Source organism: Embleya sp. NPDC025285, assembly GCF_055558835.1.
Genome location: NZ_JBVHLU010000006.1, coordinates 73,262 through 88,575, shown reverse-complemented (window position 1 = coordinate 88,575; position 15,314 = coordinate 73,262). Strand labels below are relative to the sequence as shown.

General features: G+C 71.2%; 12 protein-coding genes. 10 read left to right on the top strand and 2 right to left on the bottom strand.

Features of this window, described 5'->3' with window-relative positions; all coding sequences use genetic code 11:
- The first annotated feature begins 37 nt into the window (after positions 1-37).
- The 8 genes from ACZ4FV_RS06070 to ACZ4FV_RS06035 all read left to right on the top strand — a co-directional run bounded on the left by ACZ4FV_RS06070 (position 38) and on the right by ACZ4FV_RS06035 (position 10,441).
- A complete protein-coding gene (locus ACZ4FV_RS06070; RefSeq protein ID WP_402239944.1) occupies positions 38-961 on the top strand; it encodes a helix-turn-helix domain-containing protein in 924 nt (307 codons plus the stop codon).
- Complete coding sequence (locus ACZ4FV_RS06065) at positions 954-1,145, top strand: DUF397 domain-containing protein (protein WP_395869014.1); 192 nt, start codon at positions 954-956, stop codon at positions 1,143-1,145. The genes ACZ4FV_RS06070 and ACZ4FV_RS06065 overlap by 8 nt, the downstream gene beginning before the upstream one ends.
- Before the next feature lie 240 nt (positions 1,146-1,385).
- The gene (gene valS, locus ACZ4FV_RS06060) at positions 1,386-3,974 is read left to right on the top strand and encodes a valine--tRNA ligase (protein ID WP_402239942.1); all 2,589 of its coding nucleotides are present in this window, start codon (positions 1,386-1,388) and stop codon (positions 3,972-3,974) included.
- A 96-nt stretch (positions 3,975-4,070) separates the two neighbouring features.
- Positions 4,071-5,009, top strand: a complete 939-nt coding sequence (locus ACZ4FV_RS06055) for a DUF7065 domain-containing protein (protein WP_402239939.1) — start codon at positions 4,071-4,073, stop codon at positions 5,007-5,009.
- A gap of 232 nt (positions 5,010-5,241) precedes the next feature.
- Positions 5,242-7,239, top strand: coding sequence for a SpoIIE family protein phosphatase (locus ACZ4FV_RS06050; RefSeq protein WP_465321964.1), 1,998 nt, complete (start codon positions 5,242-5,244; stop codon positions 7,237-7,239).
- Between the two features lie 155 nt (positions 7,240-7,394).
- Complete coding sequence (locus ACZ4FV_RS06045; RefSeq protein ID WP_465321961.1) at positions 7,395-8,327, top strand: heme/hemin ABC transporter substrate-binding protein; 933 nt, start codon at positions 7,395-7,397, stop codon at positions 8,325-8,327.
- Positions 8,328-8,516: 189 nt separating this feature from the next.
- A complete protein-coding gene (locus ACZ4FV_RS06040; protein ID WP_395869258.1) occupies positions 8,517-9,617 on the top strand; it encodes a FecCD family ABC transporter permease in 1,101 nt (366 codons plus the stop codon).
- Positions 9,617-10,441 (top strand): heme ABC transporter ATP-binding protein, encoded by an 825-nt coding sequence (locus ACZ4FV_RS06035; protein ID WP_402239934.1) that lies wholly within the window; start codon positions 9,617-9,619, stop codon positions 10,439-10,441. The genes ACZ4FV_RS06040 and ACZ4FV_RS06035 overlap by 1 nt, the downstream gene beginning before the upstream one ends.
- Positions 10,442-10,586: 145 nt before the next feature.
- On the opposite strand, the gene ACZ4FV_RS06030 is transcribed toward ACZ4FV_RS06035, so the two are convergent.
- Together ACZ4FV_RS06030 and ACZ4FV_RS06025 are read right to left on the bottom strand one after the other, a co-directional pair.
- The gene (locus ACZ4FV_RS06030) at positions 10,587-11,510 is read right to left on the bottom strand and encodes an alpha/beta hydrolase (protein WP_465321960.1); all 924 of its coding nucleotides are present in this window, start codon (positions 11,508-11,510) and stop codon (positions 10,587-10,589) included.
- Positions 11,511-11,594: 84 nt separating this feature from the next.
- Entirely contained in the window at positions 11,595-12,773 is a 1,179-nt protein-coding gene (locus ACZ4FV_RS06025) for an FAD-dependent monooxygenase (protein ID WP_402239931.1), read from the bottom strand.
- 169 nt (positions 12,774-12,942) lie between these two features.
- On the opposite strand from ACZ4FV_RS06025, the gene ACZ4FV_RS06020 reads away from it, so the two are divergent.
- The gene (locus tag ACZ4FV_RS06020; protein WP_395868999.1) at positions 12,943-13,635 is read left to right on the top strand and encodes a TetR/AcrR family transcriptional regulator; all 693 of its coding nucleotides are present in this window, start codon (positions 12,943-12,945) and stop codon (positions 13,633-13,635) included.
- A 61-nt stretch (positions 13,636-13,696) separates the two neighbouring features.
- On the top strand, positions 13,697-15,259 hold the full coding sequence (locus tag ACZ4FV_RS06015) for an APC family permease (protein ID WP_402239928.1): 1,563 nt from the start codon (positions 13,697-13,699) through the stop codon (positions 15,257-15,259).
- Positions 15,260-15,314 lie beyond the last annotated feature (55 nt).

The following is a 15,314-nucleotide window of genomic DNA, read 5'->3' as shown; positions in this document are numbered from 1 at the left end:
AATACCTCGACGGAAGTGCTCGGGAGCGGGAGGAAAAATGGGCGCGGAGCAATACCCGACGGTGCGCAGACGCGTTCTGGGTGCCAACCTGCGTCGCCTGCGCGAGGACAAGTCGCTGTTGCTGGAGGACGCCGCCGACGCCCTCTCCTGCCATCCGGCGAAGGTCAGTCGGATCGAGTCCGGGCGCAGTGGGATTCGGGCGCTGGATCTGAAGGCGCTGCTGGATCTGTACGAGGTGGGCGACGCACAGGCGCGGGAGGGCTGGCTGGCGCTCGCCCGCGAGGGCCGCCGACAGCGCTGGTGGCGCGACCTGGCCGATCAACTTCCCCAGGACTTCCTGGACTTGATCGGACTGGAGGCCGAGGTGGCGTCCTGCCTGGGCTTCCAGCCGAGCATCATTCCCGGGTTGTTCCAGACCGAGGAGTACGCGACGGCGGTGATCCGCGGCGGCACGGTCGGACCGGTCGACGAGCAGTGCCGCACCAGGGTCCGGGTGCGGCTGGATCGACAGCGCGTGCTCACCCGCGAGGAACCGGCCCCACTGGAGGTGTTGATGGTGATCGGCGAGGCCGCTTTGCGCCAGGAAATAGGCGGCCATCGGGTGCTTCGGGAACAACTCGTGCACTTGATCGAAATTGCACAACTATCGAACGTGACCGTGCAAGTACTACCCTTTTCGGCAGGCGCCTATCCGGGCGGCCCCACGCCGTTCTCGATCTACGGATTCCCTCCCCCGTCGGGGATGGAAGTGGTTTCGCTGGAGAACATCACCAGCCACGCGTACCTGGAAAGAGCCCAGGACACCGCTCACTACGGCAAGGTCTTCGCCGACTTGCGGGGCATCGCGCTCAGCCCTGTCGAGTCGGAGGCCTTCATCGCGGCCAGTGCCCAGCAACTCGCAGACCGAGCCGCTCGAAACCGGAGCGACTCGCCCACCGAGAAGGAAGAACGCCATGCCTGAGAACAACGCCCCCCGTTGGTTCAAGAGCTCCTACAGCATGCAGAACGGCGACTGCACCGAGATCCGCCCGCACCCGGACGGCGCCGTCGAGGTACGGGACAGCAAGGACCCGGCCGTCGGGCTGCTGACCCTCGCCCGCACCCCCTGGCGCACATTCGTCAGCGCGCTGCGCACCGACGCCTGACCCCTGCGTCACCGGCCCCCGAGGTCCGCGAGCCGCCCGCCCCCCCGATGGGCGACTCGCGGACCTCCCGTCGTTCCGAGGCACCCGCGGCTCCCGCAGGCTCCGCCGGGCCCGCCGATCCGGCCGGCCCGGCCCACCGACCGGCCGCGACACCCACTGCCGGCTCCGGAATCGGTTCGAGTCCGGACGAGGCGCCGGGTACGCTCCGGGGGCATGGCTGCCCCGACTGGTTCCCCCCGCATGCCCGACAAGCCCCCCCTCGACGGGCTGGAAGCGAAATGGTCGCGCGTCTGGGAAGAGACGGGCGTATACCGCTTCGACCGGAGCCGGACCCGCGACGAGGTCTACTCGATCGACACCCCGCCGCCGACGGTCAGCGGATCGCTGCACGTGGGCCACGTGTTCTCCTACACCCACACCGACGCCATCGCGCGCTACCGCCGGATGTGCGGGCGCGAGGTGTTCTACCCGATGGGCTGGGACGACAACGGCCTGCCCACCGAGCGGCGCGTGCAGAACCACTTCGGCGTGCGTTGCGATCCCGCGCTGCCCTACGACGCCGACTTCGTGCCGCCCACGTCGCCCGGCAAGCAGCAGATCCCGGTCTCCCGGCGGAACTTCATCGAACTGTGCGAGCGGCTGACCCACGAGGACGAGAAGGCGTTCGAGGAACTGTGGCGGCTGCTCGGGCTGTCCGTCGACTGGACGATGACCTACCAGACCATCGACACGGTCTCGCGGACCGCCTCCCAGCGGGCCTTCCTGCGCAACCTGGAGCGCGGCGAGGCCTATCCGGCCGAGGCCCCCACGCTGTGGGACGTCACCTTCCGCACCGCCGTCGCACAGGCCGAGTTGGAGGACCGCGAGCGCCCCGGTGCCTTCCACCGCCTGGCGTTTCGCGCGCCGACCGGTGATGCGCTGGAAATCGCGACCACCCGACCGGAGTTGTTGCCGGCGTGCGTCGCACTCGTCGCACATCCCGACGACACCCGCTACACCCACCTGTTCGGGAACAGCGTGCGCACGCCGCTGTTCAACGTCGCGGTGCCGGTGTACGCGCACCCGCTGGCCGATCCGGACAAGGGTTCCGGGATCGCCATGGTGTGCACGTTCGGTGACACCACCGATGTCACCTGGTGGCGCGAACTGCGCCTGGAAACCCGGGCGGTGCTCGGCTGGGACGGCCGCTTCCTGAGCGAACCGCCGAGCGGGATCGACGCCCCCGAGGCGGTCGCGGCCTACGCGCGACTGGCCGGCGCGACCGTGTTCACCGCGCGCGAGCGAATCGTGGCGATGCTGCGCGAGAGCGGCGAGCTGATCGGCGAGCCGAAGCCGATCACGCACACGGTGAAGTTCTACGAGAAGGGCGACAAGCCGCTCGAGATCGTCACCACCCGGCAGTGGTACCTGCGCAACGGCGGACGCGACGCCGACCTGCGCGCCCGACTCCTGGCCAGGGGCGCCGAGTTGACCTGGCATCCGGCGCACATGAAGGTGCGCTACGACAACTGGGTCGAGGGCCTCAACGGCGACTGGCTGATCAGCCGGCAGCGTTTCTTCGGTGTGCCGGTGCCGCTGTGGTACCCGCTGGACGCGGACGGCCGGCCGCGCCACGACACGCCGTTGCGCCCGGCCGAGGCGGACCTGCCGATCGATCCGTACACCGATGTGCCGCCCGGATACCAGGAGCAACAGCGCGGCGAGCCCGGCGGGTTCGTCGGCGACGCGGACGTGATGGACACCTGGGCCACCTCCTCGCTCACGCCGCAGATCGCGGGCGGCTGGTGTCGCGACGAGGACCTGTTCGCCCGGGTCTTCCCGATGGACCTGCGGCCGCAGGCACACGAGATCATCCGCACCTGGCTGTTCTCCGCCGTGGTGCGGGCGGACGCCGAGCACGAAAGCCTGCCGTTCGCGCACGCGGCGATCTCCGGCTGGATCCTGGACCCGGACCGCAAGAAGATGTCCAAGTCCAAGGGCAACGTGGTGACCCCGGTCGACCTGCTCGCCCAACACGGCTCGGACGCGGTGCGCTATTGGGCGGCGAACGGCCGGCCGGGCGTGGACACCGCGTTCGACGTCGGCCAGATGAAGGTCGGCCGGCGGCTCGCGATCAAGCTGCTCAACGTCGGCCGCTTCGTGCTCTCGATCGGCGCGGCAGAGGCGGGCGGCGCGGACCCGGCGGCCGAGGCGGACCCGGCGGTCGAGGCGGACCGGGCACACGATGCGGTCGAGGTCCCCGAGGCGGTGACCGAACCGCTGGACCTGGCGCTGCTGGCCGAACTGGCGGAGGTGGTCCGTGCGGCGACCGAGGCGTTCGAGGACTACGACTACGCGCGGGCGCTGGACCGGACCGAGCGGTTCTTCTGGTACTTCTGCGACGACTACGTGGAACTGGTCAAGGCCCGCGCCTACGGCGAGGCCGGGTCGCCGGCGGGCGCCGCGTCGGCCCGGGCCGCCCTCGCGAGCGCGCTGTCCGTACTGCTGCGGTTGCTCGCGCCGGTGTTGCCGTTCGCGACCGAGGAGGTGTGGTCGTGGTGGCGGGACGGCTCGGTGCACCGGGCGAGTTGGCCCGAGCCGCACGCGCCGGCGGCCGATCGGGCGTTGTTGGGTACCGCGTCCGAGTTGATCGCCGGTGTGCGCAAGGCCAAGTCCGCCGCGCAGGTGTCGATGCGGGCCGAGGTGGCGGGCGTCACGATCACCGGCGCCCCGGCCCAGTTGGCCCGGGCGGCCCTGGTCGAGACGGATCTGCGCGCGGCCGGACACATCACCCGGATCGACCGCGTTGCCGCGGAGGGACCGCTCACAGTGGACGTCACCCTCGAATAGCCGGCACGGCGGTCGCCCGCCGGGCTGAGCGGTCGCCCACGGTGCTCGTCGGCGAAAGTCATTGACTCGGCCAAGTACCCGTAGTACCCGTTGGCCATGACCACTCACCACCCCGACGACATGTTCCACCCGCCGACCAACGACGACCCGTACTGGTCGGAGACCTCCTGGTTCACCTTCACGGTTCCGGAAAAGCGGCTGTCCGGGCAGCTCTATCCGTTCTTCCGGGCGAACCAGGGGGTCGCGGCGGGCGGCGCGTACTTCTGGGACGACAGCGGGCAACATCCGCACGAGGCGGTCTACGCCAAGAACTTCTGGCATCTGCCGATCCCCGACCAGGACCTGACCGACCTGCGCCTGCCGAACGGCTTCCGGGTGCGCTGCGTGGAACCGCAACGGGTGTACGAGGTCGGCTACGACGACCCGGACGGCGGCGACGAGATCCACGTCGACCTGACCTTCACCGGGGTCCTGCCGCCGCACTATCTCGGCGAAAAGCACGTCGACCAGCCCGGCCGCTACACCGGCACGCTCGTGCTGCGTGGCGAGGAGATCCCGGTCGACTCGTACGGTTTCCGGGACCGCTCGTGGGGACCGCGCTCGCAGTTCGGTCCCGGCCTGATGCAGTCGCCCGCCAGACGCGGCGGCTACAGCTACGCGACTGCCTCCGACCGGGACGCCTTCCACAGCATCACCATGGACTTCGGCACGGGCTGCGTGTCCATCCACGGCTACCTGCTCCGCGACGGCACCTGGGCCAAGCTGGCCAAGGGCCGCCGTGAGGTGGTCGAACGCGAGGACACCACCGGCTGGGCCACCCGGATCGTGCTCGACGCGGTGGACGAACTCGGCCGCGAACTGCACGCCGAGGGGCGCATGCACAACCGGCTCGGCTTCTTCCTGAACCCGAACCTGTTCACCGTCAACGGCCTCACCGAGTGGACCTTCGACGGCGTCACCGCGTGGGGCGAGGACCACGAGAACTTCTCCGCGGCCGAGATCCGCCGGCACAGCCGGGCCTGGCGCGAGCGCTGAAACGACCGCGCGGCGCGCGCAACGGGCGCCTCGGACCGGGCGGAGCGGATCGCGCGGCGCGGACTCGGCGGCGCCGAACGAACGGGTCCAAGGTCCCCGTGCGTGGGGTGCATGGTCCCTGAGCGAGGTGTCCCGGACCCGGCTACGGTCGAATCAGGAGGACGGGCCGAGCCCCCACGCCGCCGCGGCGTGTCCACGCATGCGCATGTGTGGCGACCGGCCCGACACGGCGATGAGGCGAGGCGGAGAAATCACGGAGATCGTGCTCGACCCGGCCGTCGCGGCCGCCCGGGTGGGAGCGGACGGCCGGATCCTGGCCCGCACGCCACGCTTCGCCCGGGCCGTCGGCCTGCTCGGCGAGGCGCCCGGACAACCGCTCCCGTCCCTGATCGGCGACCGACTCGGGCCCGACGCCCGGGAGGCGTGGCGGGAGCTGGTCCGCGAGGCGCGAGCCACGCCGGGGCGGCCGGCGACCAAGGTGGTCGAGCTGCCGACCGCGGACGGCATCGCGGTGGTCTGCCTGTTCGAGGCGGTCGCGCACGGACCCGACACCGTGCTGCGCGAGCTGCGCGGGCACAGCGAGCTGGAGGCCCAGCTCGTGCACTTCCGCCTGGCCGCGAAACTGGGCGGATTCGGACTGTGGACGTGGGACCCGGACTCGGGCACGTGGCGCTGGCACGGCGGCCGGCCACGGCTGCACGCTCCGGACGCGGACGCCGAAGGCGGCGACGCCGGCCCGCGTTGGCTCGCCGACGTCCACCCCGAGGATCGGGCGGACCTCACCCGACGGATCGAGGCGCTTCGCCCCGGGGGCGTCGACGAGGACCGCACCATGTTCCGGGTGCGCGGCGCGGACGGTTGGCACTGGGTCGAGTCGCACATGCGCAGGCTCCGGCTGGGCATCGACGGCCGCGACGTGATTGTGGGTGTCGACCACGACCAGACCGAGGTGGTCCGGCTGCGCGCCGAGGCCGAGCGGCGTCTGAGCGCGGCGCGCGAACGCGGCGAGCGACTGGCCGAGGTGTCCGCGGCGCTGATCCGCGCGGTCACCGAGGACGAACTGAGCGCGGTGATGCTCGACCGGGTGGCCCCGGTGTTCGGCGGTACGGGCGCCCTGGTCGCGCTGGTGGACCACGACCGGCTGCGGATGTCCTTCGGGCCCGGGGTACGGGCGGACCTGATGCCCGCCCTGGAGCGGATCGCCCCGACCGCGGATCGTCCGCTGGGGTGGGCGATTCGCACCGGAGAGCCGATCTTCGTCGAATCGCTCGCGGAGCACACCGCGGGATGGCCCGACGCGCCCGAACTGATCGAGGCCACCGACGCCCGGGCGTACGCGATCATCCCGTTCGCCGGCGGCGACCGTCCGATCGGCGGCCTCGCGGTGACCTACGACCGCGAGCACCGGCCGACCCAGGACGAGCGGGCGCTGATGCGCACCTTCGGTCAGTTGGCCGGTCAGGCGATCGAGCGGATCCGGCTGCAACAGGCCCGCGCCGAACTCGCCGAGGCGCTCCAGCGCACCATGCTGCCCGCGCGCCTGCCGGTGGTGCCGGGCCTGGAGGTCGCGGTGCGCTACGCGCCGGCCCGGGACGGGTTGTCGGTGGGCGGCGACTGGTACGACGTGATCGCCCGCGATGACGGCACCGCGTTGGTGGCCATCGGCGACGCGCAGGGCCACGACGTGGACGCGGCCGCGTTCATGGGGCAGGTGCGCACCACCAAGCGGGCCTTCGCGGCCGAGGACGCCGACCCGGGCCGGGTGTTGCGCCGGACCAACGACCTGCTGGCCGCGCTGCACCGGGACGCCTTCGCCAGTTGCACGCTGCTGGGCATCGACCCGGCGACCGGTGCGTGCGCGGTGGGCCGGTCGGGCCACGTACCGATGATCGTGCTCACCCCGGACGGGCGATCGCAGGTGCTGGAGACGCCCGGCGGGCCGGTGCTCGGCATCCTGGAGGGCGCGGACTACCCGACCCACGAGCTGCGGCTGACCCCGGGCTCGATCGTCGTGCTGGTCACCGACGGAGTGGTGGAGTCGCGCGAACGGCCCATCGACATCGGCCTGCAGCGGGCGGCCGAGCGGGCCCGCGGGTGCGCCGACGCGGGCGTCGAGGCGATCGCGGACGCGGTGCTCGCGGCGGCGGACGAGACCGGCAACGTCGACGACGCGGCGGTGTTGGTGCTGCGCCTGCCGCTGCCGGGGGAGTGGACCGCGGCTCGCGTGTGACGTTGTCCACCCGACCCGGGCTTGAAGTTAGGCAAGCCTCACCTTTAAGTTGCGCAGTAGGACAGGCAAGGCTTGCCTAAGAAATCGGGCCGCTCGTCCGCCTACTCCACAGCTCGAAAGGCCGCCGGATGCGTCTGCGTCGAACAAGCTTGAAGGTGGCCGCGGCCGTCCTCGCCATCACCGCGTTCGCCACGGCGTGCGGTGGCGACGACGAAGACAAGTCCGACGGCAAGACCGGCCAGGCCGCAGCCGGTACGGCGTTGCCCGCCACGGTGGACACCACGATGGGCAAGGTCACCGTCAAGGACGCGAGCCGGATCGTCCCGCTCGGCGGCGACATCGCACAGACGGTGTACGCGCTCGGCCTGGCCTCGAACGTCGTCGGCGTGGACACCTCCGGCGCGGTCCTGCCGGAGAGCAAGGGCAAGGCGACCTTCGGCAACTCGCGGACCCTCAACCCCGAGGGCATCCTCGCCCAGCGGCCCACGGTCGCCATCGGCAGCGCCTCGGTCGGGCCGCGCAGCGCGATCGACCAACTCAAGGCGGCCGGCGTACCGATCGTGCTGATCCCGGACAGCAGCAAGCCCGAGGACGCGATCACCCGGATCACCACCATCGCCACCGCGCTGGGCGTGCCGGACAAGGGCAGGACGCTCGCCGACCGGACCGCCGGCGAGATCGCCACGGCCAAGGCCAAGGGCGCGCAGGCCACCACCAAGCCGCGCGTGGCGTTCCTGTACATCCGCGGGCAGGCCAACCTGTACCAGATCGGCGGCAAGGGCCTGGGCCCGGACAGCATGATCACCGCCGCCGGCGGCATCGACACCGGCACCGAGTTGGGCGTGGAGATGTCCGCCGCGTTGACCCCCGAGGCGATGGTCGCGGCCAAGCCCGACGTCATCCTGGTCTTCCAGAAGGGCCTGGAGTCGGTCGGCGGCGTCGACGGCGTGCTCAAGCTGCCGGGTGTCGCACAAACGCCCGCCGGCCAGAACCGCAAGGTCGTCGCGATGGACGACCTGGAACTGGGCGGTGGCGGTCCGACCGCGGGCGTCGCGCTGAACAAGCTCGTCGATCTGCTGCATGGCTAGGGTCGGCCGAGCCTCGGCCCGTGCCGCCGCGCAGGCGCCGGCCGGGCCCTCTCGGTCCGCGCGGCGCCCGCGGACACACGACGGGAAGGTACAGGGGAGCCCGTGGCAACGGTGACGGAGCGTCAAGAACCCACGGACGAACCGGCTTCACCGCCGCCCGTGGTCGAACTCACCAAGACCGCGGCGCCGGTGGCGGCGGATCCGGAGACGGCGGCCTCGGAGCCGAAGGCTCCGGACGCGGCTGCCCCCGTGGTGGCGACCCCACGCAAACACGGCCGGTGGCTGATGCCCACGCTCGTGCTGCTGCTCCTGGCCACGAGCGTCGTGTCGGCCGGCATGGGCGCCTTCGACATCCCGTCCGATCAGGTGCTCTCCTCGGTACTACACCACCTGGGCCTGGACATCGGCCACGTGTCGCAGGCCAACGAGGCCGTGTTGTGGAACATCCGCTTCCCGCGCATCGTGCTCGGCATCATGGTCGGCGCGTGCCTGGGCTGCGCCGGGGCCGCGATGCAGGGCGTGTTCGGCAACCCGCTCGCCGAGCCCGGCGTGATCGGGGTGTCCTCCGGCGCGGCACTGGGCGCGGTGGGCGCGATCGTGATGGGCGTCTCCACGTTCGGCTCCTGGACGGTGACCGCCTTCGCTTTCGCCGGCGGCCTGATCACCACGCTGTTCGTCTACCTGCTCTCCCGTGCGGACGGCCGCACCGAAGTGGTCACCCTGGTACTGACCGGCATCGCGATCAACGCGCTGGCCGGCGCCGCGATCGGGCTGTTCACCTTCGTCGCCGACGACGCCGAACTGCGCAGCATCACCTTCTGGAACCTGGGCAGCGTCGGCGGGGCGAGCTGGAAGATCATCGGCGCGCTCGCGCCGTTCGCGATCATCGGCCTGCTGATCCTGCCCCGGTACGCCCGGGCGTTGGACATCATGGCGCTCGGCGAACGCGGCGCCCGACACCTGGGCGTGGACACCGAACGGGTCCGCATCGTGGTGGTCGTGCTCAGCGCCACCCTGGTCGGTGCGGCGGTCGCCGCGGCCGGGGTGATCACCTTCGTCGGCCTGGTCGTTCCGCACATCATCCGGCTGATCGCCGGTCCCCGACACCGGCTGCTGCTGCCGGCGAGCGCCGTCCTGGGCGCGCTCGTCACCGTCGGCGCCGACCTCGCGGCGCGCACCATCGCGATGCCCAAGGAGGTACCGCTCGGTGTGCTCAGCGCGCTGATCGGTGCCCCGTTCTTCCTGTGGCTGCTGCGCAGGACCCGTTCCCGACAAGGAGGTTGGGCCTGATGAGGCTGCTCGCCCGGAATCGCGGCGCGGCGACCGCGCCCACTCCCGAGTCCGGCGCGATCGGCGTCGAGGCCGAGAACGTCGGCTTCGCCGTCGCCGGCCGCAACCTGGTCGACGGCGTCTCGCTGAATGTGCGACACGGCGAGATCGTCGCGGTGCTCGGACCCAACGGCGCGGGCAAGTCGACCCTGCTCGGCCTGCTCACCGGTGATCTGACGCCGCATCAGGGCACCGTGCGGATCGCCGATCGGCCGTTGTCCGACTACTCGCAGCGCGAACTGGCCTTGCGCCGCGCGGTGTTGCCGCAGAATGTCACGCTGTCCTTCCCGTTCACGGTGGACGAGGTGGTGCGGATGGGCCGCGCGCCGCACGCGGGACTGCCGAGCGAGGAGTCCGAGGACGCCATCGTGGCGCGCTGCCTGGCCGAGACGGATGTCGCGCACCTGGCCGACCGGGCCTACCCGTCGTTGTCCGGTGGCGAGCGGGCCCGGGTCTCACTGGCGAGGGTGCTCGCGCAGGGCGCACCCGTGCTGTTCCTCGACGAGCCCACCGCGGCGCTGGACCTCAAGCACACCGAGGACGTGCTGCGGCTGGCCCGCGCCCGGGCCCGCCGGGGTGACGCGGTGGTGATCGTGTTGCACGACCTCAACCTGGCCGCCGCCTACGCGGACCGGATCGCGCTGCTCGCCGGCGGCCGTCTGGTCGCGTGCGGTCCGCCGGACCGGGTGTGCACCGCACCGGTGTTGTCCGACCTGTACGGCCATCCGGTGGACGTGCTGCGGCGGCCGGGCTCGGACGAGTTGCTGATCCTGCCGTCGCGCTGACGGCGGCCTTGCGCTGTCGCGCCTTCGCCGCAGCCCTGTTGGGTCCGCGCCTGTCGCGTCCGTCTCCGCCCGGTCCGCGTCCGCCCGGTCCGCGTCCGTCGGGCCCGCGTCCGCCCGGTCCTAACCGCCCTACAGGTGCCGTGCTTTACGGGTGCAGTGCCTTGTGCAGTGCGGTGAAAGACCCCGAGGCGCACTCCTCGCAGCGCGGGATCAGGTCCACGAAGCTCATGAAGCCGTGCACCATGTCCTCGAACAGCTCGCACTCGACGGTGTTGCCCGCCGCGCGCAATCGCTCGGCGTAGTCCGCGCCCTCGTCGCGCAGCGGATCGTAGCCGGCCAGCACGACGTGCGCCGGCGCCAGCCCGGACAGGTCCTCGATGGTGCCGATCCGGGCGTACGGGCCCAGTTCGTCGAACCCCCGTCCGCCGAAGTAGTGGCTCATGAACCACGCGATCGAGGCGGCGGTGAGCAGCGGCGCGTGCGCGTTCTCGGCCCGGGACACGGTGTCCTCGACGCCGGTCGCCGGATACCACAGCATCTGCAGGGCCGGCTGCGGGAGGCCGTGGTCGCGGGCCAGCAGACACGTGGTCGCGGACAGGGTGGCGCCCGCGCTGTCGCCGGCCAGGGCGATCCTGGCCGGGTCGGCGCCCAGTTCGGCGGAGTTGTCGAGCACCCAGCGGTACGCGGCGAACGCGTCCTCGGTCGCGGCCGGGAACGGGTGCTCGGGGGCGAGCCGGTAGTCCACCGAGATCACCACACACTCGGCGTGCCGGGCGATCCGCCGGGCCAGCGCGTCGTGGCTGTGCAGACCGCCGATCACGAACCCGCCGCCGTGGAAGAACACGGTCACCGGCAGATCGGGCTGTTCCGAGGGCCGATAGACCCGAGCGGGCAGCGCGTCGACGGCACCCGGGATGGTGCGATCCTCCACCCGGGCCAGCTCGGTCATCACCGGCAGCAGTCCGATCCCGGCGTCGATGGTGGCCCGCGCGGTGGCCGCGTCGCCCACGAACAGATCCTCCGGCATGACACTCAACAGCTCCACGAGCTGCGGATCGATCGCCACCACGTTCCCCCTCCGTCAACCACATACCGGCCGGTACGGAATGTACGGCGCATCCCTCGCGGGTGGAACCCGCAAACACCCGGCGGTTCAGGCCGAAGCCACCGGCGGGCGCCAGGCCAGGACCGTGTCCAGCGGGCGCAGGGCCGCGTCCGGCGCGACCCGGCCGGCAACCCGCAACAACGTGTCCCGGACCGCGACGGCACCTCGGCCCTCCCACTGCGCCATGGCCCCCATGCGGCGCGACTTGCGCACCACATCGGAGGTGCGCGGCAGCCGCCGCGCGGTGTACGCGGGCAGCGCGTCGACCACGCCGTCGGCGTCCGCGCCCGAAAGCACGTCGGCCAGTTCGATCGCGTCCTCCAGTGCCTGATTGCCGCCCTGACCCAGGTTCGGCGTCATCGCGTGCGCCGCGTCGCCGATCAGCACGACCCGTCCCCGGTGGTGGGCCGGCAGCGGCTCGGCCATCTCGTGCACGTCCAGGTGCAGGATTTCCCCGGCCGGCGCCGCTGCGATCAGTTGTGGAATGGGCGCGTGGAAGTCCCGGTACAGGTGCAGCAGTTCGGCCCGCTCGTCACCGTGCGTCGCGCCCGCGGGGCGGTTCGCGGTCGCGTACCAGTACACCCGGCCGTCGGCGAGCGGCATCGCGCCGAAGACCAGGCCGCGGCCCCAGGTCTCGCCGGGGACGATGTCCATGCCCGGCACGATCGCGCGCCACGTGGTGAATCCGGCATAGCGCGGGCCGGGGTGCTCGGGGAAGAGCGCCCGGCGGATCGGCGAGCGGATCCCGTCCGCGGCGACCACGAGGTCGGCGGTCAGGGTGTCGCCGGCCGCGGTGGTCACCGAGGCCCGCTCGTCCGGGCCGCCGGGGCGCACGGTCAGCACGGTCGTCCCGGTGCGCAGCGCGTGCGCCGGCAGGCTCGCGTGCAGTACGCGCATCAGTTCGGCCCGGGGAGCGAGCACCACCGGTTCGCCGAAGCGCTCGACGAAGGCTTCGCCGCTGGTCGGCGCGAGCACCCGCCCATCCGGGCGACGCAGCGTCGCGGCGCCCTGGATCGCGGCCAGTTTGCGCAGAGGACTGCCCGCGTCGACCGCGTCCAGGGCGCGCAGCCCGTTGGGCGCGACGACGATGGCCGCGCCGATCGGCTCCAGCGTGGCGGCGCGCTCCAGGACCAGGACCGACCACCCGTTCCGGTGCAGGGCGGTCGCGGCGGTGAGCCCGCCGGGTCCGGCGCCGACGATGATCGCCTCGGGCTTCGTGACGGACATGGTTCCCCCTGATGGGTCGTTCCTTCTCGACATCCACTACAGGTGTAGAGGACGTGTCAATGACTCTACATGTGTAGTGGACAGGATCTCTACGCCTGTAGTGGGCGGATCTCTACGGGTGTAGTGGGTCGGATCTCTACATCCGTAGTGGCGTGGCAGGCTGGCTCGCGTGACCACCGCGAAGCGCACCAGCCCCGACCGTTCGGACCGACTCGTCCTGATCGCCGACACCGCGATCCGCCTGCTCGTCGAGCGCGGCATGCGCGGACTGACCCATCGCGCCGTGGACGAGGGCGCCGGCCTGCCGCCCGGCTCCACGTCGTACTACGCCCGCACGCGTGCCGCGCTCCTGGAGGTGGCGTTGGCGCGGATGACCGTCCTGGAGGCGGGCAAGTTCGCGCCCGCGCTGACCGACGGCGAGCTGCCGGCCGCGCTGCCCGGCGATGTGGCGGGCATCGCCGACCTGGTCGCGGTGATCGTGGGCGACGCGATCCGGGACGGGCGGGAGCAGAAGATCGCCCGCTACGAACTGGCGCTGGAGGCGACCCGGCGGCCCGAGTTGCGCGGGGTGTACGACGAGGCGGGCGCCGCGTTCCGGGGTGCGGCGGTCGGTATGTTGGCCGCGCTCGGCTCGCCCGCGCCCGAGCGGCACGGCCGGTCCCTGGTCGCGTGGTGCGAAGGGGTGATGTTCGACTCGATCGTGGGCGCCGGGTGGGCGACGCCGCCGTCGCGGGACGATATCCGGGTCGGGGTCACCGAACTCCTGTCCGGAATGCTCGGCGATGCGGCCCTTCGGTCCACCGGTCGGTCCGCTGGAAAAGCCCCAACGAGTGACATGAGCGACTCACCGGATCGTTCGTGACCCCCTTGGTCAAAAGTCGTTTCATCCTGACTTAGTCTGTTCGCTTGTGAAGAACGAGCACGTGCGCCACAGGGGCGATAGGCACCACCGGGTAGGGGAGTCGCACTACCTCCCGGAGTCCGATCTCAAGGACAAGGGCCTGAACCGAAATTCCATCGGTCTGCTGGGGAGCGTGGTCGTCGCCATCTCCACGGTGGCGCCGGTGTACACCCTTACCGGCGCGCTCGGCCCCACGGTCAACAAGGTCGGCACACAGGCCCCGGCGATCTTCCTGGTCGGCTTCATCCCGATGTTGCTCGTCGCCTTCGCCTACCGCGAACTCAGCAAGGCCGTGCCGGACGCGGGCACCTCGTTCACCTGGACGGTCAAGGCGTTCGGCCCGAGGGTGGGCTGGCTGTGCGGCTGGGGCCTGGTGATGGCGACCGTCATCGTGCTGTCCAACCTGGCCGGCATCGGCACGTCGTTCTTCTACCTCGCGCTCGGCGAGGCGTTCAACAGCGACTGGGTCAAGGAGCTGGACGACAACAAGCTGGTGCACGTGCCCACGTGCCTGGTCTTCATCGCGATCGCGACCGCGATCAGCTATCGCGGGATGACCGTGACCAAGCGGGTCCAATACGTACTCGTGGCGCTGCAACTGGCGGTGCTCGCGCTGTTCGTCGTGATGGCGATCGCCAAGGCCACCGGCGGTGACGTGCCCACGTCGATCCCGTTCTCGTGGAGCTGGTTCAACCCGTTCGAGATCGACGGCGGCTTCACCGCGCTGACCGCGGGTCTGTCGTTGTCGATCTTCATGTACTGGGGTTGGGACACCGCCCTGAGCATCAACGAGGAGACCGCCGGCGGTCCCAAGGTCCCGGGGCGGGCCGCGATCATCTCGGTCCTGTTCATCGTGGTCGCCTACCTGATGACCGGCGTCGCCACCCTGATGTACGCGGGCACCGGAACCACCGGGCTGGGCCTGAACAACGACGAGGACGACAACATCTTCGCGAAGCTGGCCGACCCGGTGATGGGTTCGGGTCTGGGCATCCTGATGTTCGTCGCGGTGCTCGCCAGTTCGATCGCCAGCCTCCAGACCACCTTCATCCCGGTGGCCCGCACGCTGCTGTCGATGAGTGCGTACGAGGCGGTGCCCAAGGTGTTCTCGCGCGTGCATCCCACGTTCAAGACACCGGGCTTCGCGACCGTCTCGGCCGGCGTCGCGACCGGCGCGTTCTACACGATCATGACGATCCTGTCGGAGAACGTGCTCACCGACACGATCTACGCGCTCGGCCTGATGATCTGCTTCTACTACTCGCTGACCGCGTTCTCCTGCGTCTGGTACTTCCGCAAGGACCTCTCGCGCAGCCTGCACGAGGCGATGATCAAGGGCGTGATGCCGGCGCTGGGCGGCCTGATGCTGGGCGCGATCTTCATAAAGACCCTGGTCGACGTGGCCGACCCCAACTACGGCGACGGCAACCGCGTGGCCGGCGTCGGGAGTGTCTTCATCATCGGCGTCGGCCTGCTGGTCCTCGGCGCGGTGTTGATGGAGGTGCAGCGGTTCAGGAGCCCGGCGTTCTTCCGAGGAGAGATTCTCAAGCGGGACACGCCGGTACTGGTGCCGGACACGGACTGACGAACCCACCGCGCGCACGGCGGCCCCCGCGCACACGCCGGCCGGTTCGGGGACG

What these genes read in the sequence shown, in the direction of transcription:
- ACZ4FV_RS06050 (WP_465321964.1), top strand. Translation starts at nt 5,242, where the DNA reads ATGAGGCGAGGCGGAGAAATCACGGAGATCGTGCTCGACCCGGCCGTC.
- ACZ4FV_RS06070 (WP_402239944.1), top strand. Translation starts at nt 38, where the DNA reads ATGGGCGCGGAGCAATACCCGACGGTGCGCAGACGCGTTCTGGGTGCC.
- ACZ4FV_RS06025 (WP_402239931.1), bottom strand. Translation starts at nt 12,773, where the DNA reads ATGTCCGTCACGAAGCCCGAGGCGATCATCGTCGGCGCCGGACCCGGC.
- ACZ4FV_RS06065 (WP_395869014.1), top strand. Translation starts at nt 954, where the DNA reads ATGCCTGAGAACAACGCCCCCCGTTGGTTCAAGAGCTCCTACAGCATG.
- ACZ4FV_RS06035 (WP_402239934.1), top strand. Translation starts at nt 9,617, where the DNA reads ATGAGGCTGCTCGCCCGGAATCGCGGCGCGGCGACCGCGCCCACTCCC.
- valS (WP_402239942.1), top strand. Translation starts at nt 1,386, where the DNA reads ATGCCCGACAAGCCCCCCCTCGACGGGCTGGAAGCGAAATGGTCGCGC.
- ACZ4FV_RS06055 (WP_402239939.1), top strand. Translation starts at nt 4,071, where the DNA reads ATGACCACTCACCACCCCGACGACATGTTCCACCCGCCGACCAACGAC.